The sequence below is a fragment of the Pseudomonas sp. I8001 genome, assembly GCF_013385345.1.
Lineage (GTDB): Bacteria > Pseudomonadota > Gammaproteobacteria > Pseudomonadales > Pseudomonadaceae > Aquipseudomonas.
In genome coordinates this window covers 1-18,852 of the sequence record NZ_JACAQC010000012.1, presented here as the reverse complement: position 1 = coordinate 18,852, position 18,852 = coordinate 1, and the positions used below count along the sequence as shown (strand labels likewise).

The following is an 18,852-nucleotide window of genomic DNA, read 5'->3' as shown; positions in this document are numbered from 1 at the left end:
CGTCCCGTCATCCGCGCACGACCCAAGCCATGAACACTGGTGACGCGGAGCGTCACGGGATGCATTCCCACGCGGAGCGTGGGAACGATCAAATGTGGGAGCTGGCTTGCCTGCGATAGCGGAGTGTCAGACAACACCTTTACCACTGAAACACCGCCATCGCGGGCAAGCCCGCCTCCCACATTTGACCAGTTTCGTTTGAAGGATCGCGGTGCCATCGATAAAGTCGGTCGCCTCCACCCACTCTCGCGTAACCACCATGAACCTGGCCCCCAACTTCCCCGAAGACATCGCGATGCAGCAGCTCCTGCAACTGCTGCATGAAGAAATTGGCCTGCCCGAACATAAGACGTTGCGCCTTGAAACCGCCATCAACCTCGAACTGGGCTGCGACGGCACCGAAGCCAATCAATTGATGGAAGCTCTGGAGCAAGACTTCGCTGTCGACTTGAACGACTACGACGCTTATCGTTATTTCCAACCTCCCGTCTTCGATGTCTTCCTGAAGCACAGAGCCAAAGGCCGCGGCGACAAAATCCCGCTGACCATCGGCATGCTTTACCTGGCTATCAAGGCCCAACGCTGGGACACGCAAACCCTGGAAAACCTGTAGGAGCGAGCTTGCTCGCGAAAAACCTGAGAGCGCCGCGTTCCCCCTGAAAGCCCGCATTATCGTTAACGACCTTCGCGAGCAAGCTCGCACCTACAACCAAGGACCTTACATGGACGTACTAATGGGCCTGCTGGCCGCCCTGCTCTGGGGCGGCACGGACTTCCTCGTGGGCCTCAACGCCCGAGCTGTCGGCGTCAAACGCGCGGTGTACTTCGGCCAGGCGCTGGGCTTCCTGATCATGACCCTGCTGCTGGTCATATTCCCGGCCTTCCTCGTCAAATCCCTCGCGGCGCCTTTGAGTGTGTGGCTCCTGGGAGCCGCAGCAGCCCTGCTGACCGTCTCCGGCGCCCTTGCGCTGTCCAAGGCCTTCTCGCTGGGCAAAGCGGCCATTGTCGCGCCGCTGGTGACGTCCTACGGTGTCGTGACTACTTTGCTGTCATGGGCCAGCGGCGAACACATCAGCCTGATCCAACTTGGCTGCATCGCTCTCTGCGTAATTGGCGTGATCCTGTCCAGCATTCACAAGGACAATGGCGTCCCTCACAACAGTTCCAGCCGCTCAATCGCCTACGCGATGCTCGCAGCGTTGCTCTACGGCACAAGCTTTTGGGTGCAGGGCCGCTACACCCTGCCGACGCTTGGCCCGGTCACGATGCTTTGGCTTGGGTATTTGGTTGGCCTGTGCGTCCTGGTGTTGATGGTGCTTAAGATCAAAGACGGCCTGAAAATCCCACCGCTGAAAAACTGCGCAACGCTGACCAGCGCGAGCCTGATGAACCTGGGTGGGTTCTCGGCGTTCTCGTGGGGTGCAATGGCGGGGTCGGTTTCCGTGGTGACGGTGATCAGCACCCTGTCCGGTGGGATCGCCGCGATTCTGGGGTTTGTGTTTTTCAAGGAGCGGCTGTCAGCGGTGCAAGTGACCGGTGTGGTGCTGGTGTTAGTGGGAGCCGTGGTTCTGCACCTCGTCGACTGATCCTTCGCCCACAAAAAAGCCGCCCACTAGGGGCGGCTTTTTCACAACGGCCGAATCTTACAACTTCGGACCCGCAGCCTTGATCGCATCGCTCACTTCAAACTTCTTGAAGTTCTCGATGAACAGACCCGCCAGCGCTTTCGCCGCTTCATCGTAGGCAGCCTTGTCAGCCCAGGTGTTACGTGGGTTCAACAGGCCAGTCTCGACGCCCGGTACAGCCAATGGCACGTCCAGGTTGATGGTGTCCAGGTGCTCGGTCTCGGCACCAATCAACGCACCGCTCTGGATCGCTGCAATCACGCCACGGGTGGTCGGGATGTTGAAGCGCTTGCCAACGCCGTAGCCGCCGCCGGTCCAGCCGGTATTGACCAGGTAGACCTTGGAGCCGAAGCCACGCACGCGCTTGATCAGCAGTTCTGCGTATTCACCAGCCGGGCGTGGGAAGAATGGCGCGCCGAAGCAGGTGGAGAAGGTCGACTTGATGCCGCCGCCCGAACCCATTTCGGTCGAGCCCACCAGAGCGGTGTAGCCGGACAGGAAGTGGTAGGCCGCTTGTTCTTCGCTGAGGATCGACACGGGCGGCAGTACGCCGGTCAGGTCGCAGGTCAGGAAGATCACAGCGTTTGGCTCGCCACCGAGGTTTTTCTCGGAACGCTTGGCCACATGCTCCAGCGGGTAAGCGGCGCGGCTGTTCTGGGTCAGGCTGACGTTGGTGTAGTCGGCGTGCTTGGCATCGTCGATCACCACGTTTTCGAGCACGGTACCGTGCTTGATGGCTTTCCAGATCACCGGCTCGTTCTTCTCGGACAGGTCGATGCACTTGGCATAGCAACCGCCTTCGATGTTGAACACCACACCTTCGCCCCAGCCGTGTTCGTCGTCGCCGATCAGGTAGCGGCTTTCGTCGGCGGACAGGGTGGTTTTACCGGTGCCCGACAGACCGAAGAACAGGGTCACGTCGCCGGCTTCGCCGATGTTGGCAGCGCAGTGCATCGGCAGCACGTCTGAGGCCGGCAGCAGGAAGTTCTGCACCGAGAACATGGCTTTTTTCATTTCACCGGCGTAACGCATGCCGGCGATCAGGACTTTTTTCTGGGCGAAGTTGAGGATCACGCAACCGTCGGAGTTGGTGCCGTCACGCTCTGGCACGCATTCGAAGTTGGCCACGTTGAGCACTTGCCACTCTTCACGACCGGCCGGGTTGTACTGGGCCGGGTTGATGAACAGGCAACGACCGAACAGGTTCTGCCAGGCAGTCTGGGTGGTCATTTTCACGGCCAGGTAGTGGTCTTCTGCAGCCCCTACGTGAACGTGGGAAACGAAATGCTCTTGCGCGTTGTTGAATGCCTCGACGCGAGCCCACAGGGCATCGAACTTGTCGGCCGGGAACTTGCGGTTGATCGGGCCCCAGGCAATGGCAGCCTGGGTGGAAGGCTCTTCAACGATGAAGCGGTCGACTGGCGAACGGCCGGTACGGTGACCGGTTTCTACGACCAGCGCACCGGTATCGGCAAGCACGCCTTCACCGCGCTGCAGGGCTTCTTTGACCAGATCGTCAACACTCAGATCGGTGTATACGGCGTTATTGGCTTGCGTCATGAGGTTCCCCGTCGGCCAGTGGCCGAGTGCTCCAAACGTTTTGTAGTAGAAAGTTGCGCACTACTACCGCGAAAAAAGTGGGCCGGATTATGCCAGAAAAGCCCAAAAAGAGTAGGGCCCTCCGGTCAGAACGGCGGAAATCCGGCGTTTGTCAGGTGATTTACCTGTGCTTAAACGTTTTAGTGGCGGGTGCCTGAAGGGGTGTCTACGCCCGCGCCGGCGAATAATTGAGCAATATCGGCGGCGTCGAACAGGTAGCGCTGGTTACAGAACTGGCAGTCGATCTCGATGTTGCCACCGTGTTCCACCACCAGGTCCTGCGCATCTTCCAGGCCCAGGCTGACCAGGGCCGTGGCCGAGCGTTCGCGGGAGCAGCTGCAGTGGAAGCGCAGGGACTGCACGTCGAACAGGCGCACGGCCTCTTCGTGGTAGAGGCGGTGCAGGATGGTTTCGTTATCCAGGCCCAGCAACTCTTCGGCTTTCAGGGTGCCGGCCAGGGCGGTGATGTGGGCCCAGCTGTCGGCGCGGTCTTCTTCGTCCTTGATGCGGTCGGCCGGCAGTTGTTGCAGCAGCAGGCCACGGGCGCGCTTGCCGTCGGCGTTGAGCCAGAAGCGGGTGCCCACTTGCTGGGACATCACGAAATAATTGGTGAAGCAGTCGGACAGGGTTTCGCCGTCGAGGTCGACGATACCCTGGTAACGCTGGCCTACCGTCGGGTCGACGGTCAGGGCCAGCACGCCGTCTGGCATCAGGTCAGCCAGGGTCGCATCGGCGGCGATGCGGTCCGCGTCGTAGCGGGCCAGCCCACGGATTTCGCGCTCGCTGGAGCATTCGATCATCAGCAGCGGGATCGGGCCTTCGGAACGGGCCTGCAGGATCAGCAAGCCATCGAACTTCAGGGTGCCCACCAGCAGCGAGGCAGCCGCCATCAGTTCGCCGAGCAATTGCGCGACCGGCTCCGGATAGGGGTGCTTGGCGAGGACTTCGGCATAGCTGCGCTCCAGGGCGACCAGTTCGCCGCGGGCGTCGCTGTCGTCGAAGATGAAGCGTTGGGTGAAGTCGGTATCCGGTAGATCAGTCATAGGTCTGGGTATCTGAATTGATGACAAAAAGATGACAAGGTTTATAGAATTACACGCTTTAGCACCGTTTTGGTGCGGCCTTCTGCGGGAAAACGAAGCGCTTTAAAGCAAAGAGGAAACAGTTTATGAACAATCCGGGTTTGTTCCAAGCCAGGTGGGACCTCGGGCGATTGGCCCTGTGTAATTTACTCGCTGTGGGGCTGCTGTGTTTTTGGCTCTGGCCGGCGGGCCAGGCGCTCTGCACGGTTTTCGACGAGTGGCTGTTTCATCTGCTCAATGACCCGCTGGCAAGCAGCTCGGCGTGGCTGCATGTGTGGGCGGTGGCCAGTTTGCGGCCGTTTGACGCGGTGGTCGGGGTGATTCTGCTGACGCTGTTGGTCCGTGGCGACTGGGTGTTCAAGGCGATTGAAGTGCGCCAGGCGTTTTTCGGCTTCCTGGGCATTCTGCTGCTGTTGCTGTTTATCCGCATGCTGTTTTCCAAGCTGGCGGCGCAGATGGGCTGGCAACACCATAGCCCGTCGATGGTGATCAGCGGCGCGATTCAGATGAGCGACTATTTCCCGGGCCTGGAGAAGACATGGGAGTTGAAGGACCGCTCCAGCCAGAGCTTCCCGGGGGATCATGCATCGGTATTGCTGATCTGGGGTATGTTCATGACCGTGTTTGCCAAGCGGATCGGGCAGGTGCTGGTGATCTGGGGCTTGGCGCTGCTGTTCATGATGCCGCGGCTGGTGGCCGGTGCGCATTGGGGGCAGGACGATTATATCGGTGGGGTGTTGCTGGCGCTGTTGGCGTTGGGCTGGGGTTACTACACGCCCTTTGCAGCGAAGGTTTCGCGGGGGCTGGTGCGAGTGACGGGCCCGGTGTTTGAATTGTTTCGGCGAGTACCGCTGGTTAAGCGCTTGAGCGTGATTCGCAGCGTTTGAGTTGAAATAGCAGGAGCCGACCTGGCTCCTGCGGTCTGCCGATTAATCATCATTGCCACTGCCGCGAAACTTGAACAGGTCGCGCCGCTGTTTCTTGCTTGGCTTGCCGTCGGTGGTCATGCCCAGGGACCCCGCCTTGCGCATGGCCGCCGCGTTTTCGCGCTTGGCGATGCTGGCTTCGGTCTCGGTATACAACGCCTGCGCCTCGGGAGCGCCCCTTCGCACAATTGAAAGCGCCTGGACCACGACGGTTCGTTCATCAAACCCGGCACGGATCTGGAACTCATCGCCGATGCGTGGCTCCTTGCCGGGCTTGCAACGCTCGCCGCGCCAATGCACCTTGCCACTCTCGATCGCCGCCTTGGCCAAGGCACGGGTCTTGAAGAAACGCGCCGCCCACAACCACTTGTCCAAACGGACTTTTTCTTCCTCTTCCTGCTTCTGAGCCACTTGAATTCCTCGCTCTGAAAAATGTCGCAACTTTACCGTTGAAACCCTTCAACGCATAAACCCTTGAGCTCACCTAAGATACGCCAGGTAGCATCCTGTTTTCGCGAGGTTAACGTGTGACCGACTTTCCCATTTCACTGACCTCGCCCAAACAAGCCTGTGCGGGCTGCCAGCAAAGTGAGCCGCTGGGCTTTGAGTTCGCCTTTGCGTATCAGCCTATCGTGGACCTGCGTGACCAGTCGGTCTTTGCCCATGAAGCCTTGGTGCGCGGCGTCAACGGTGAGGGCGCGTTGACGGTGCTGGATCAGGTCAACGACAGCAATCGCTACCGTTTCGACCAGCAATGCCGCACCCGCGCGATCGCCACCGCTTCGACACTCAACATGCAGACGCACCTTTCAATCAACTTCATGCCCAACGCGGTCTATCGACCAGAACTGTGCATCCGCAGCACCCTGGAGGCGGCCCGGGCGCATAATTTTCCGTTGGATCGGCTGATTTTCGAGACCCTGGAAAGCGAGCATGTAGATAACTATCGCCATTTGACGAATATTCTGCGTGAATACCGCGAATTCGGCTTCAAGACCGCCATCGACGATTTCGGGGCGGGCTATTCGGGGCTGAATCTGCTGGCCGATTTCCAACCTGACCTGATCAAACTCGACATGGCGCTGATCCGCGATGTCGACCGTGATCGTGTCCGTCAGGTGATCGTCCGGGGGATTGTCACAATCTGTGAGCAGTTGGGCGTTACTGTCATCGCCGAGGGCATCGAAAGCGCCGGCGAGCGGGATTTTCTCGCCGACTGTGGAATATTTCTGATGCAGGGCTACTGGTTCGCCAAGCCTGCATTCAAAGCCCTGGCCGAGGTATCACCCGCCGCCTGGGCGAATTAATTCCGGTTATTCATATTGAAGACATTTGACCATTTGACCGTTGTGGGTCTGCGTGAGTGGGTGGCACTTCCCGACTTGGGAGTGGCAGGCCTGCGCGCCAAGATCGACACCGGCGCCAGTACCTCAAGCCTGCATGCCACCGAGATCGAGCCATTTGAGCGCGACGGTGCAAAGTGGGTGCGCTTCACCGCGCACCTGGGCAGCGTGGTGCAACTGCGTCACCGGCGCTGCGAAGCACCGCTGGTGGCGATGAAAACCATTAAAAGCTCCAACGGCCAGGCCCAGGTGCGGTATGTGATCAGCACCACCCTGGCCCTGGGCGATCGGGTATGGCGGGTGGAATTCACCCTCGCCTGCCGCAAGGCCATGCGTTACCGCCTGTTGCTGGGCTCCAAGGCCCTGATTGACGGCCAACTGGTGGTCAGTCCCGGCGTCAAATACGTTCAAGACAAGCCGGTGTTCCCGGTCTCTACTACCTCTGCCACAGGTGCTGCATGAAGATCGCTGTGCTGTCGCGTAACCCGCGTCTGTATTCCACCCGTCGCCTGGTCGAGGCCGGCACCGAACGTGGCCATGAGATGGTGGTGATCGATACGTTGCGCGCCTATATGAACATTGCCAGTCATAAGCCGCAGATCCACTACCGGGGCAAACCGCTGGAAGGCTTCGATGCGGTGATCCCGCGTATCGGTGCTTCCGTGACGTTCTATGGCTGCGCGGTACTGCGCCAGTTTGAAATGATGGGGGTGTCTCCCCTCAATGAATCGGTGGCTATCGCCCGTTCGCGGGACAAGCTGCGCTCGCTGCAGTTGCTGTCGCGCCGTGGCATTGGCTTGCCGGTCACCGGCTTTGCGCACTCCCCGGATGACATTCCCGACCTGATCGAGATGGTCAACGGCGCGCCGCTGGTGATCAAGGTGCTGGAAGGCACCCAGGGCATCGGCGTGGTGCTGTGTGAAACCGCGACTGCGGCCGAGTCGGTGATCGAGGCGTTCATGGGCCTCAAACAGAACATCATGGTGCAGGAGTACATCAAGGAAGCCGGCGGTGCGGATATCCGCTGCTTCGTGGTGGGCGACAAGGTGATTGCCGCGATGAAGCGCCAGGCCAAGCCGGGTGAGTTTCGGTCCAACCTGCACCGTGGCGGCAGTGCCAGCCTGATCAAGATCACCCCGGAAGAACGCATGACCGCACTGCGGGCAGCCAAGGTCATGGGGTTGAGCGTGGCGGGTGTGGATATATTGCGCTCCAACCACGGGCCGCTGGTGATGGAGGTGAACTCGTCACCGGGCCTGGAAGGAATTGAGACCACCACCGGCAAGGATGTGGCGGGGATCATCATTCAGCATCTGGAGAAGAGTGGTGGGCCGAATATGACGCGCACCAAAGGCAAGGGCTGAATACACCCGACCTATAAAGCACCGCAAAACCAGTGTGGGAGCGGGCTTGCTCGCGAAGGCAGTGGATCAGTCGACATTTCTATGGACTGACCCACCGCCTTCGCGAGCAAGCCCGCTCCCACATTTAGACCGCGTCCCTGGGCAACATCAGCCCCAACGGCAAGCGCACTCGCGCTTCCAGGCCGCCATCCGGCCGGTTGCGCAATTCGACATTGCCGCCATGCATCGAAGCAATCCGCCGCACAATCGCCAGCCCCAGGCCCGTGCCTTTGCCACCCCGGGCACGGTCGCCGCGGGTGAACGGGTTGAAGATACCTTCCAGTTCCGCCGGATCGATGCCGGCCCCACGGTCCATGACACTCAGCACCACGTAAGGCGCACTGGTATCCCCGGAAACGTAGGCTGCTACTTCCACATCGGAACCAGCGTGATGCAGCGCGTTACCAATCAGGTTATTCAGCAGGCGCTTCATCGAAACCCGACGCAACGCGAACGGCTGGATCGGTTCCAGGCGCATCCGCACCTGCTCGCCGTTCTGGTTGTAGGGCGCCACCACCTCACGTACCAGGTCCGTCAGGTCGACCTCTTCCACCACCTCGTCCCGGCCATCGCGGATAAACGCCAGGAACTGGTCGAGAATCGCGTCCATGTCCTCGATGTCTCGAACCATGTCGTCGGTAAGGTCGGTGTGGTTACCCATCAGTTCCAGGGAAAGCCGCAGACGCGTCAGCGGCGTGCGCAGGTCATGGGACACTCCCGCCAGCATCAGCTCGCGCTCGCGCCCCGCCTGTTCGACATCCTCGGCCATCTGGTTGAACGCGCTGTACACCTCGGTCATTTCACTCGGCGTATCGCTGATGGGCAGGCGCACACTGCGGCCCTGGCCCAGCTGGCGTGCGGCAAACACCAGGCGTTTGAGCGGCTGGTTGAGCTGGCGCACGAAAATCCAGGCAGACGCGGTGGAAAGCAAGCCAATCGCCAGGAACCAGCCCAGCACGTTCCAGATCTTCTGCCCCCGCAACGGATGCGGATACAGCGGCACTTTCAGCCAGTCCTCCCCCAGGCTCGGCGCTCGCACCCACAGCGCCGGCGACACATGCATGCGCAGCCGCACCTCGGTGTCTTCACCCAGCTCGGCCTGCATCTGGCGCTGGTAGATTTCGCTGTAGGGCCAATGTTGCTCGCCCTCGGGCACGCCCGCGCCCGCGACCCGGACCAGGGTAGCGGCCTTGGCGATCTTCTCGCGGTTCTCGGGGTCTGCGGCCCAGTAGGCGCGCAAGGTCAGCGCGACACCGTGGCTGTACTGCCGGTCCACCAGCACGTCTTCGTTCATCAACAGATAAACCAGTGTCAGGGCCTTGGAAAACAGTACGACGATGAGCACCAGCCAAAGGGTGCGTGAGAAGAAACTCTGCGGGAACCACAACGGGGTTTTCATAAAAGACAGCTGGACACCTTGCAGGAGCGAGCCAAGCTCGCAGAATTGCAAACGCCGGGCAACCGGCTGACTCTTATCGAGTCATCACCGGCACGCCCGCCTCTGCAAATCATCGGTCACTTGGTTGCAGTGCCATCCGGCACAAACACGTAACCCACACCCCACACCGTCTGGATATAACGCGGCTTGGATGGATCGGGCTCGATCATCCGGCGCAGACGGGAGATCTGTACGTCGATGGAGCGCTCCAGGGCGTCCCACTCACGGCCACGGGCCAGGTTCATCAGCTTGTCGCGGGTCAGCGGCTGGCGAGCGTTCATCACCAGTGCCTTGAGCACGGCGAATTCGCCGGTGGTCAGCATGTGCACTTCATCGCCACGCTTGAGCTCACGGGTGGCCAGCGACAACTCGTAGTCGCCGAAGGTCACGCTTTCGTCTTCGCTGCCTGGAGCGCCCGGTACCGGGGCGGCCTGGCGACGCAGTACGGCCTTGACCCGTGCCATCAGCTCGTCCGGGTTGAACGGCTTGGCCAGGTAATCGTCGGCGCCCAGTTCCAGGCCCTTGATGCGGCTCAGCTCATCGCCCTTGGCGGTCAGCATGATGATCGGGATCTGATTGTTGGCGCCGCGCAGGCGTTTGCAGGCGGTCAGGCCGTCTTCGCCGGGCAGCATCAGGTCCAGCACCACCAGGTTGAAGACTTCACGTCCCAACAGGCGGTCCATCTGTTCGGTGTTTGGCACCGCGCGGGCACGGTAGCCCTTGGAGTTGAAGAAACGCTCCAGCAGGCTGCTCAGCCCCGGATCGTCATCAACGATGAGAATTTTTTCGCCTTCAGCAGTTTGTGCAGTGCTGCTCATTAGATGCTCCTCTTATCTCGGCGCGCATTATGGCGTAGCTGCCGTTATACGCACCGTGTGCATTGTTAGCAGATTTTTCCTCTACCGCCAGCGAACCCGCGCCCTACAACCTTGGCGGCAATCCCCCCAAGGGCAGAACGCTGGTTATAATGCGGCGCCTTTGTGCAGGGCAACGTCAGTTCGTTACCGTTTACTGCCAGGGGATTTTTTTCACCCGCTTGTAGTGATTTTTTCGATTTCGAGGGTCAATAGGCTGCCTCTTGACCCAGGCAGCGGCGCCAGACGGGCCGCTCAACCAGCCTCGCGAGCCTTGTTTTCCGGGCCTGCGAGCCTGCTTTCAGAATTTCAGGTGGTTTTATGGACAGCATCAACAGCCGCATCGCCGAGGAACTCGGCGTACGCCCACAACAGGTCGAAGCGGCCGTCGCTCTACTGGATGAAGGCTCCACAGTGCCCTTCATCGCCCGTTACCGTAAAGAAGTCACCGGCAGCCTCGATGATATCCAGTTGCGGCATCTGGAAGAGCGCCTGCGCTACCTGCGAGAACTCGACGAACGGCGTATCAGCATCCTCGCCAGCATCGAAGAGCAAGGCAAGCTGACCCCGCAGCTGGAACGCGACATCAAGCTCGCCGACACCAAGACCCGCCTCGAAGACTTGTACCTGCCGTACAAGCAGAAGCGCCGCACCAAGGGCCAGATCGCCCTGGAAGCCGGCCTCGGCGAGCTGGCCGACGGTCTGTTCAACGACCCGTCCCTGGCCCCGGAAACCGAAGCTGCACGCTTTGTCGATGCCGAAAAAGGCGTGGCCGACGTCAAGGCCGCCCTCGAAGGCGCCAAGTACATCCTCATGGAGCGCTTCGCCGAAGACGCCAACCTGCTGGAAAAACTGCGCAACTACCTGAAGCAGGAAGCCACCCTCAGTGCCCGCGTAATCGCCGGCAAGGAAGAGGAAGGCGCCAAGTTCCGCGATTACTTCGAACACGACGAGCCGCTGAAAAGCATGCCGTCCCACCGTGCACTGGCGATTTTCCGCGGCCGCAACGAAGGCATCCTGAGCTCCGCGCTGAAAGTCGGCGACGAGCTGCCAGGCACCATGCACCCGTGCGAAGGCATGATCGGTCAACAGTTCGGCATCCAGAATCAGAATCGTCCTGCGGACAAGTGGCTCAGTGAGGTCGTGCGCTGGACCTGGAAGGTCAAGCTCTACACCCACCTCGAAACCGACCTGCTGGGCGAGTTGCGCGACGGCGCCGAAACCGAAGCCATCAGCGTATTCGCCCACAACCTGCACGACCTGCTGCTGGCCGCACCCGCCGGCCCACGCGCGACCCTGGGCCTCGACCCGGGCCTGCGCACCGGCTGCAAGGTTGCCGTGGTCGACGCCACCGGCAAGCTGCTGGATCACGCCACGGTTTACCCCCACGTGCCGCACAACAAGTGGGACCAGACCATCGCCATCCTGGCCGCCCTGTGCGCCAAGCACTCGGTGGACCTGATCGCCATCGGCAACGGCACCGCCAGCCGTGAAACCGACAAGCTGGCCGCCGAGCTGATCAAAAAATACCCAGGCATGCAGATGACCAAGGTGATGGTCTCCGAGGCCGGCGCTTCGGTGTACTCCGCGTCTGAACTGGCTTCCAAGGAATTCCCGGACCTCGACGTGTCGATCCGTGGCGCAGTGTCCATCGCTCGCCGCCTGCAGGACCCACTGGCCGAGCTGGTGAAGATCGATCCGAAATCCATCGGCGTCGGCCAGTACCAGCACGACGTGTCGCAGCTGAAACTGGCTCGCGGCCTGGACGCCGTGGTTGAAGACTGCGTGAACGCCGTGGGCGTGGACGTAAACACCGCTTCGGTTGCGCTGCTGGCCCGCATCTCCGGCCTCAACGCCACCCTGGCGCAGAACATCGTGACCCACCGCGACGAAAACGGTGCGTTCAAGACCCGTGCAGCGCTGAAAAAAGTCGCACGCCTTGGCGAAAAAACCTTCGAACAAGCCGCCGGCTTCCTGCGCGTCATGAACGGTGACAACCCGCTGGACTCCTCGGCCGTCCACCCGGAAGCCTACCCGCTGGTACAACGCATCGCCGCTGAAACCGACCGTGACATCCGCTCGTTGATCGGCGACGCCGCCTTCCTCAAGCGCCTGGACCCGAAAAAGTACACCGACGAAACCTTCGGCGTGCCGACCATCACCGACATCCTGCAAGAGCTGGAAAAACCTGGCCGCGACCCGCGTCCCGAGTTCAAGACCGCCGAGTTCCAGGAAGGCGTCGAAGACCTCAAGGACCTGCAACTGGGGATGATCCTCGAAGGCGTGGTGACCAACGTGACCAACTTCGGCGCGTTTGTGGATATCGGCGTGCATCAGGACGGTTTGGTGCACATCTCTGCGCTTTCGGAGAAGTTCATCAAGGACCCGCGTGAAGCGGTGAAAGCCGGTGATGTGGTCAAGGTCAAGGTCATGGAAGTCGACATCCCGCGCAAACGCGTCGGCCTGTCGATGCGCATGAGCGACACCCCGGGCGAGAAAATCGACGGTGCCCGCGGCGCACGCCCGGGCTCGGCGCCACGCCAGTCCCAAGGCGCCGCCCCCCGCAAGGAAACCGCTGCGCCAGCCCCGGCCAACAACGCCATGGCTTCGCTGTTCGCCAACGCCAAACAACTGAAGAAACGTTAATGGAACTGCCAGCCGGCTTGACCCACAGCGCTTTCAGCGAACTCATTGGCTGCCGCCTGCAGCGCCTGGAAACCGGTGTTGCCGAGGTGGCCTTGACCCTGGAACCGCAGTTGCGCAACCGCGCTGGCAAGCTCCATGGCGGGGCGATCTTCAGCCTGGTGGACATTGCCATGGGGCTGGCGTGTTCCAGCTCCCATGGTTTCGACCAGCAGAGCGCGACCATCGAATGCAAGATCAACTACATCCGCGCCGTTTCCGACGGCGATGTGCTGTGCACCGCCCGAGTGATTCACCCGGGTCGGCGCACGCTGGTGGTCGAGGCGGACGTGTACCAGGACGAAAAACTGGTCGCAAAAGCACAAGGCACCTTCGCTGTCCTATAGCTCCCTGTCATCGATTTGAGTTAATTTCGGCGCTTCGAAAGTTGCGCCGAACTTTTCCTCGTGCGCGATAGCCAGATTCAGGGACGAGGGCGGCTCTTTCAGAGTGGGTCAATCCGGCTCAAAAACCAGGCGATAACGCCAGTTTCCACTTCACCCTTGTAGACCGTCCTGACCACCCCCATATTGGGGCGACTGACGCGTGAAGGAATCCAACTTGAGCGAACTTCTCAACCGCCGCCTGGCCCTGCTCGGCAAGCACGAACACCTCTCTTTGCTCGAGCAATGCCTGCACGGCATCGAGCGCGAATGCCTGCGCGTCACCGGTGAAGGCCGACTGGCACAAACGCCGCATCCCGAGGCCCTGGGCGCTGCACTGACCCACGAACAGATCACCACCGACTATTCCGAGTCGCTGCTTGAGTTCATCACGCCGGCGTTGCCCAACCCGGCCGATACCCTGAGCAGCCTCGACAAGATCCACCGTTTTGCCTACAGCAAGCTCGGCAGCGAGTACCTGTGGAGTCCATCGATGCCGTGCCCGTTGCCGGCCGAGGAAGATATTCCGATTGCCTACTACGGCACCTCCAACATCGGACAGCTCAAGTACGTGTATCGCAAGGGCCTGGCCCTGCGGTACGGCAAGACCATGCAGTGCATCGCCGGGATCCACTACAACTTTTCCCTGCCGGAAGACCTCTGGCCGTTGCTCAAGGAAGCCGAAGGCTTTGTGGGCACCGACCGGGATTACCAGTCCACGGCCTATATCGCGCTGATCCGTAACTTCCGCCGCTACAGCTGGCTGCTGATGTACCTGTTCGGCGCCTCGCCGGCCCTGGACGCGGGTTTCCTGCGCGGTCGTTCGCACCAGCTCGAAGTGCTGGACGCCGACACCCTGTACCTGCCGTACGCCACCAGCCTGCGCATGAGCGACCTGGGTTACCAGAGCAACGCCCAGGCCGGCCTGACGCCGTGCTACAACGACCTGGCGAGCTACACCGACAGCCTGCGCGAAGCTGTGGCAACGCCCTACGCACCGTACGTCGAAGTCGGTACCCATAAGGACGGTGAGTGGGTTCAGCTCAACACCAACATCCTGCAGATCGAAAACGAGTACTACTCCAACATCCGGCCCAAGCGCGTGACCTACACCGGCGAACGGCCGATCCAGGCGCTGATGGCCCGTGGCATCCAGTACATCGAAGTGCGTTGCCTGGACATCAACCCGTTCCTGCCGATGGGCATCGACTTGCAAGAGTCGCGCTTCCTCGATGCGTTCCTGCTGTATTGCGCGCTGAATGACAGCCCGCTGTTCGCCGACAATGAGTGCGGCAACGCCACCTCCAACTTCCTCAGCGTGGTCAAGGAAGGCCGCCGTCCGGGCCTGCAATTGCAGCGCCGTGGCGAATCGGTGGACATGAAGGAATGGGCGGCAGAGCTGCTGGAGCAGATTGCTCCGCTGGCGGCGATGCTGGACCAGAGCCAGGGCATCAATGAACACAGCCAGGCGCTGGACGCGCAGCTGGCGAAGGTCAAGGATTCGTCCCTGACCCCGTCGGCCCAGGTGCTGGCGGCGATGAGCGAGCGTAAAGAGAGCTTTGCGCAGTTCTCGCTGCATCAGAGCCAGGTGCATGCGGAGTACTTCCGCAGCGAGCCGTTGAAGGCAGAGGAACAGGCACGTTTTGAGGAGCTGGCGCGCAGTTCGCTGGCGCAGCAGGCGGAGCTTGAGCAGAACGAAGTGGGCGATTTTGACGTGTTTGTCGGGTCGTACCAGGCGAGCATCCTCGCCATCAGCAACTAAAAGCCTGACACAGACCCCTGTGGGAGCGGGCTTGCTCGCGAAAGCGTTGTATCAGTCGATGTATTCGGTGACTGATTCACCGCTTTCGCGAGCAAGCCCGCTCCCACATTTGACCTATGCGCCTTCTAGCCTGGCGCGCGAGTTTCTCCTCATAAGCTAATTCGAAAATGTTATTTATTTTCGGATTCTTAGATCATTTAGTCTTCTCACACGCCGACCTCCGGCCGCCTGATGAGGACTTCCCCCTTGAAACTGCACTTCCCCCTTCGCCTCTTGGCGGCGTTGTCCCTGGCCGGTGCCAGCCTGTTTGCCCAGGCCGCCGACGTGACCATCGCTTACCAGACCACCGTTGACCCGGCGAAAGTCGCCCAGGCCGACGGCGCTTACGAAAAAGCCACCAACGCCAAGATCGACTGGCGCAAATTCGACAACGGTGCCGACATCATCGCCGCCATCGCTTCCGGTGACGTGCAGATCGGCTACCTGGGCTCCAGCCCGCTGACCGCTGCCGTGACCCGCAAGGTCCCGGTAGAAACTTTCCTGATCGCCACCCAGATCGGCGGTGCCGAGGCCCTGGTCGCCCGCAACGGTTCCGGGATCAACAGCCCGCAGGACCTGATCGGCAAGAAAGTCGCCGTGCCGTTCGTTTCCACCGGCCACTACAGCCTGCTGGCCGCGTTGAAGCACTGGAACATCGACCCGTCCAAAGTGACCATCCTCAACCTCGCCCCGCCGGCCATCATCGCCGCCTGGAAACGTGGTGATATCGACGCCACCTACGTGTGGGACCCAGCGCTTGGCGTAGCCAAGGAAAACGGCAAGGTGCTGATCACCTCCGGCGAACTGGCCAAGTTCGGCGCGCCGACCTTCGATGCCTGGATCGTGCGTAAGGATTTCGCCGAGAAGCACCCGGAAATCGTCACGGCCTTTGCCAAGGTCACCCTGGATGCCTATGCCGCTTACCGCAAAGACCCACAAGCCTGGCTGGCTGACAAAGGCAACGTCGACAAACTGGTGAAGCTCTCCGGGGCCAAGGCCAGCGACATTCCGCTGCTGCTGCAAGGCAACGTCTACCCGCTGGCGGCTGACCAGGTCACCCTGCTCGGCGCACCGACCACCAAGGCTGTCACCGATACCGCCGCGTTCCTCAAGGAACAAGGCAAGGTCGACGCCGTACTGCCGGACTACGCCCCGTACGTCAGCCCGAAGTTCATCACTAACTGATACCAGGAGTTAACCGCGATGGCCTTGCTACAACTGGAGCGCATCAGCGCACAGTACCCAGGCAGCCCGGAGCCAGTACTGGCAGATATTTCCCTGAGCCTTGGGCCCCAGCAATTGCTGGTGGCCCTCGGCCCTTCCGGCAGTGGCAAGACTTCGCTGTTGAACCTGATTGCCGGCTTTGTCGAACCCAGCGCCGGGCGCATCACCCTTGACGGTGTGCCGGTAAAGGGGCCGAGCGCCGAACGCGGCGTGGTGTTCCAGGACGACGCCCTGCTGCCCTGGCAGGACGTGCTGGCCAACGTCGGCTTCGGCCTGGAGTTGGCAGGCGTGCCCAAGGACCAGCGGGAAATCCGCGCCCGGGAAATGCTCGCCCTGGTGGACCTCGCCGGTTTCGACAGCCGTCGTATCTGGCAACTCTCCGGTGGCCAGAAGCAACGTGTCGGCCTGGCCCGTGCATTGGCTGCCGACCCCCGCGTACTGCTGATGGACGAACCCTTCGGCGCCCTTGATGCCTTCACCCGCGAACAGATGCAGGAGCTGTTGCTGCAAGTCTGGCGGCGCACGGCCAAACCGGTATTCCTGATTACCCACGACATCGAAGAAGCGGTGTTCCTCGCCACGGATTTGATTCTGCTGGCGCCCAACCCCGGCCAGATCGTCGAGCGCCTGAGCCTGGACTTCGGCCAGCGCTACGCCGCCGGTGAGTCGGCACGCGCGATCAAGTCCGACCCGCGCTTTATCGAAACCCGCGAACACGTGCTGGGCAAGGTGTTCTCGCAAAGGCAGGTGTCCGCATGAGCAGTTACGAATTACCGGCCACGGCCGCCAAGCCGGTGAGCAAACCCGTCGTGCCCGTGCGCCGCAGCCTGAGCACCCGCTGGATCAGCGTGCTGACCCTGGTGACCCTGGTTGCCATCTGGTGGGCCGTGACCGCCAGCGGGCTGATCGAGCCGCTGTTCCTGCCACCGCCTTCGGCCGTGCTGCAAAAAGGCTGGCTGCTGGCGACCACCGGCTACATGGACTCCACCCTGTGGCAGCATCTGGGCGCGAGCCTCAAGCGCATCGGCCTGGGCCTCGGCTTTGCCGTGCTGACCGCCGTGCCGGTGGGGATTGCCATCGGTTCCAACCGCATCGCCCGGGGCATTCTCGACCCGCTGATCGAGTTCTACCGGCCGATTCCACCACTGGCCTACCTGCCGCTGATCGTGATCTGGTGCGGCATCGGCGAGTTGTCCAAAGTACTGCTGATCTACCTGGCGATTTTTGCGCCGATCGCCATCGCGACCGCCACCGGCGTACGTACCGTCGACCCGGCCAAACTGCGCGCTGCGCAGTCGTTGGGCGCTACCCGGGCACAACTGATTCGCCATGTGATCCTGCCGAGCGCCCTGCCCGACATCCTCACCGGCGTGCGAATTGGCCTGGGCGTGGGTTGGTCGACCCTGGTAGCCGCAGAATTGATCGCGGCCACCAGCGGCCTGGGCTTCATGGTGCAGTCCGCCGCGCAATTCCTGGTCACCGACGTGGTGGTGCTGGGGATTCTGGTGATCGCGCTGATCGCCTTCGCCATGGAAATGGGCTTGCGTGCCCTGCAGCGCAAACTGGTGCCGTGGCATGGCCAGGCACACTGAAAAATTTTCGACGAGAATCCCATGAGCAGCCTGACCGTAACACCTCTCAGCACCGCCCTTGGCGCCCAGATCAGTGGCGTCGACATCACCCAACCGTTGAACATTGAAGACCGCGACGCCATCGAACAGGCGCTGCTCAAGCATTCGGTGCTGTTCTTCCGTAACCAGCCGATCAACCCGCAGCAACAGGCGCGGTTCGCGGCGAATTTCGGCGACCTGCACATTCACCCGATCTACCCCAACGTGCCGGAGCAGCCAGAAGTGCTGATCCTCGACACCGCCGTGACCGACGTGCGCGACAACGCCATCTGGCACACCGACGTGACCTTCCTGCCCACCCCGGCCCTCGGTGCGGTACTGAGCGCCAAGCTGCTGCCGGAGTTTGGTGGCGATACGTTGTGGGCCAGCGGGATTGCCGCGTATGAGGCGTTGTCCGAGCCGTTCAAGAAACTGTTGGACGGTTTGACGGCAACCCATGACTTCACCCGCTCCTTCCCGCTGGAGCGTTATGGCAACACGCCGGAAGATTTGGCGCGCTGGGAAGAAGCCCGGCGCAAGAACCCGCCGCTGTCTCACCCGGTGATTCGTACACACCCGGTGAGCGGGCGTAAGTCGCTGTTCGTCAGCGAGGGGTTCACCAGCAAGATCAACGAACTGGAGCCGGCGGAAAGCGACGTGGTGTTGAAGCTGCTGTTTGCCCATGCGACACGGCCGGAATTCACCATTCGCTGGCGTTGGCAGGAAAATGACGTGGCGTTCTGGGATAACCGCGTGACCCAGCATTACGCGGTGGATGATTACCGGCCGCAGCGGCGGGTGATGCATCGGGCGACGATTCTTGGAGATGTGCCGTTCTAGCAGGCACACCACAAATCAAATGTGGGAGATTCTATGGTTGAG

Annotated in this window: 18 protein-coding genes and 1 pseudogene; 13 read left to right on the top strand and 6 right to left on the bottom strand. The window is 61.3% G+C overall.

Annotation, left to right across the window (positions count from 1 at the left end; all coding sequences use genetic code 11):
* The first annotated feature begins 259 nt into the window (after positions 1-259).
* Positions 260-613, top strand: coding sequence for a DUF1493 family protein (locus HX839_RS12455; RefSeq protein ID WP_134325549.1), 354 nt, complete (start codon positions 260-262; stop codon positions 611-613).
* On the opposite strand, the pseudogene HX839_RS31850 reads toward HX839_RS12455, so the two are convergent.
* Positions 591-713, bottom strand: a pseudogene (locus HX839_RS31850) (outer membrane lipoprotein carrier protein LolA); the annotation flags it as partial. The gene HX839_RS12455 and the pseudogene HX839_RS31850 overlap by 23 nt on opposite strands.
* 21 nt (positions 714-734) lie before the next feature.
* Between HX839_RS31850 and HX839_RS12450 the strand changes: the two are divergent.
* Positions 735-1,586 (top strand): DMT family transporter, encoded by an 852-nt coding sequence (locus HX839_RS12450; RefSeq protein ID WP_087692724.1) that lies wholly within the window; start codon positions 735-737, stop codon positions 1,584-1,586.
* Positions 1,587-1,643: 57 nt separating this feature from the next.
* Here HX839_RS12450 and HX839_RS12445 read toward each other — a convergent pair whose 3' ends face one another.
* Together HX839_RS12445 and hslO are read right to left on the bottom strand one after the other, a co-directional pair.
* Complete coding sequence (locus HX839_RS12445; RefSeq protein WP_003213191.1) at positions 1,644-3,185, bottom strand: phosphoenolpyruvate carboxykinase; 1,542 nt, start codon at positions 3,183-3,185, stop codon at positions 1,644-1,646.
* A gap of 179 nt (positions 3,186-3,364) precedes the next feature.
* A complete protein-coding gene (gene hslO / locus HX839_RS12440; RefSeq protein WP_102367891.1) occupies positions 3,365-4,267 on the bottom strand; it encodes an Hsp33 family molecular chaperone HslO in 903 nt (300 codons plus the stop codon).
* Positions 4,268-4,392: 125 nt separating this feature from the next.
* Between hslO and HX839_RS12435 the strand changes: the two genes are divergently transcribed.
* Complete coding sequence (locus HX839_RS12435) at positions 4,393-5,193, top strand: phosphatase PAP2 family protein (protein WP_177053988.1); 801 nt, start codon at positions 4,393-4,395, stop codon at positions 5,191-5,193.
* A 42-nt stretch (positions 5,194-5,235) separates the two neighbouring features.
* On the opposite strand, the gene HX839_RS12430 is transcribed toward HX839_RS12435, so the two are convergent.
* The gene (locus HX839_RS12430) at positions 5,236-5,643 is read right to left on the bottom strand and encodes an RNA-binding S4 domain-containing protein (RefSeq protein WP_003213184.1); all 408 of its coding nucleotides are present in this window, start codon (positions 5,641-5,643) and stop codon (positions 5,236-5,238) included.
* A gap of 116 nt (positions 5,644-5,759) precedes the next feature.
* On the opposite strand from HX839_RS12430, the gene HX839_RS12425 reads away from it, so the two are divergent.
* The 3 genes from HX839_RS12425 to rimK are packed head-to-tail and all read left to right on the top strand — an operon-like array spanning position 5,760 to position 7,939.
* A complete protein-coding gene (locus HX839_RS12425; protein WP_003213183.1) occupies positions 5,760-6,539 on the top strand; it encodes an EAL domain-containing protein in 780 nt (259 codons plus the stop codon).
* Between the two features lie 33 nt (positions 6,540-6,572).
* Positions 6,573-7,037 carry an ATP-dependent zinc protease gene (locus tag HX839_RS12420; protein ID WP_371132397.1) on the top strand — a complete coding sequence of 155 codons (465 nt, stop codon included), beginning with the start codon at positions 6,573-6,575 and terminating at the stop codon, positions 7,035-7,037.
* On the top strand, positions 7,034-7,939 hold the full coding sequence (rimK, locus tag HX839_RS12415; RefSeq protein WP_003213178.1) for a 30S ribosomal protein S6--L-glutamate ligase: 906 nt from the start codon (positions 7,034-7,036) through the stop codon (positions 7,937-7,939). Before HX839_RS12420 ends, rimK begins: the two co-directional genes overlap by 4 nt.
* A gap of 124 nt (positions 7,940-8,063) precedes the next feature.
* On the opposite strand, the gene HX839_RS12410 is transcribed toward rimK, so the two are convergent.
* Both HX839_RS12410 and ompR read right to left on the bottom strand, forming a co-directional pair.
* Positions 8,064-9,377: an ATP-binding protein gene (locus HX839_RS12410; RefSeq protein WP_003213176.1), complete on the bottom strand. Its 1,314-nt coding sequence runs from the start codon at positions 9,375-9,377 to the stop codon at positions 8,064-8,066.
* A 116-nt stretch (positions 9,378-9,493) separates the two neighbouring features.
* On the bottom strand, positions 9,494-10,234 hold the full coding sequence (ompR, locus tag HX839_RS12405; RefSeq protein WP_003213175.1) for a two-component system response regulator OmpR: 741 nt from the start codon (positions 10,232-10,234) through the stop codon (positions 9,494-9,496).
* Positions 10,235-10,591: 357 nt separating this feature from the next.
* Here ompR and HX839_RS12400 point away from each other — a divergent pair, with 357 nt between their 5' ends.
* The 7 genes from HX839_RS12400 to tauD all read left to right on the top strand — a co-directional run bounded on the left by HX839_RS12400 (position 10,592) and on the right by tauD (position 18,810).
* A complete protein-coding gene (locus HX839_RS12400; RefSeq protein WP_102367889.1) occupies positions 10,592-12,916 on the top strand; it encodes a Tex family protein in 2,325 nt (774 codons plus the stop codon).
* Positions 12,916-13,299 carry a PaaI family thioesterase gene (locus HX839_RS12395; RefSeq protein ID WP_003213170.1) on the top strand — a complete coding sequence of 128 codons (384 nt, stop codon included), beginning with the start codon at positions 12,916-12,918 and terminating at the stop codon, positions 13,297-13,299. The genes HX839_RS12400 and HX839_RS12395 overlap by 1 nt, the downstream gene beginning before the upstream one ends.
* A 214-nt stretch (positions 13,300-13,513) precedes the next feature.
* On the top strand, positions 13,514-15,097 hold the full coding sequence (gene gshA / locus HX839_RS12390) for a glutamate--cysteine ligase (protein ID WP_008435798.1): 1,584 nt from the start codon (positions 13,514-13,516) through the stop codon (positions 15,095-15,097).
* 246 nt (positions 15,098-15,343) lie between these two features.
* Entirely contained in the window at positions 15,344-16,321 is a 978-nt protein-coding gene (gene tauA, locus HX839_RS12385; RefSeq protein ID WP_003213167.1) for a taurine ABC transporter substrate-binding protein, read from the top strand.
* 18 nt (positions 16,322-16,339) lie between these two features.
* The gene (gene tauB / locus HX839_RS12380; protein WP_023659332.1) at positions 16,340-17,119 is read left to right on the top strand and encodes a taurine ABC transporter ATP-binding subunit; all 780 of its coding nucleotides are present in this window, start codon (positions 16,340-16,342) and stop codon (positions 17,117-17,119) included.
* Positions 17,116-17,952 (top strand): taurine ABC transporter permease TauC, encoded by an 837-nt coding sequence (gene tauC, locus HX839_RS12375; protein WP_134325545.1) that lies wholly within the window; start codon positions 17,116-17,118, stop codon positions 17,950-17,952. Before tauB ends, tauC begins: the two co-directional genes overlap by 4 nt.
* A 21-nt stretch (positions 17,953-17,973) precedes the next feature.
* Entirely contained in the window at positions 17,974-18,810 is an 837-nt protein-coding gene (gene tauD, locus HX839_RS12370; protein ID WP_003213162.1) for a taurine dioxygenase, read from the top strand.
* The last annotated feature ends 42 nt before the right edge of the window (positions 18,811-18,852 follow it).

Bases quoted from the DNA above. Each gene is read 5' to 3' on its own strand.
- HX839_RS12455 (WP_134325549.1), top strand. From the start codon at position 260: ATGAACCTGGCCCCCAACTTCCCCGAAGACATCGCGATGCAGCAGCTC.
- HX839_RS12450 (WP_087692724.1), top strand. From the start codon at position 735: ATGGGCCTGCTGGCCGCCCTGCTCTGGGGCGGCACGGACTTCCTCGTG.
- HX839_RS12445 (WP_003213191.1), bottom strand. From the start codon at position 3,185: ATGACGCAAGCCAATAACGCCGTATACACCGATCTGAGTGTTGACGAT.
- hslO (WP_102367891.1), bottom strand. From the start codon at position 4,267: ATGACTGATCTACCGGATACCGACTTCACCCAACGCTTCATCTTCGAC.
- HX839_RS12435 (WP_177053988.1), top strand. From the start codon at position 4,393: ATGAACAATCCGGGTTTGTTCCAAGCCAGGTGGGACCTCGGGCGATTG.
- rimK (WP_003213178.1), top strand. From the start codon at position 7,034: ATGAAGATCGCTGTGCTGTCGCGTAACCCGCGTCTGTATTCCACCCGT.
- HX839_RS12410 (WP_003213176.1), bottom strand. From the start codon at position 9,377: ATGAAAACCCCGTTGTGGTTCCCGCAGAGTTTCTTCTCACGCACCCTT.
- ompR (WP_003213175.1), bottom strand. From the start codon at position 10,234: ATGAGCAGCACTGCACAAACTGCTGAAGGCGAAAAAATTCTCATCGTT.
- HX839_RS12400 (WP_102367889.1), top strand. From the start codon at position 10,592: ATGGACAGCATCAACAGCCGCATCGCCGAGGAACTCGGCGTACGCCCA.
- HX839_RS12395 (WP_003213170.1), top strand. From the start codon at position 12,916: ATGGAACTGCCAGCCGGCTTGACCCACAGCGCTTTCAGCGAACTCATT.
- tauB (WP_023659332.1), top strand. From the start codon at position 16,340: ATGGCCTTGCTACAACTGGAGCGCATCAGCGCACAGTACCCAGGCAGC.
- tauC (WP_134325545.1), top strand. From the start codon at position 17,116: ATGAGCAGTTACGAATTACCGGCCACGGCCGCCAAGCCGGTGAGCAAA.
- tauD (WP_003213162.1), top strand. From the start codon at position 17,974: ATGAGCAGCCTGACCGTAACACCTCTCAGCACCGCCCTTGGCGCCCAG.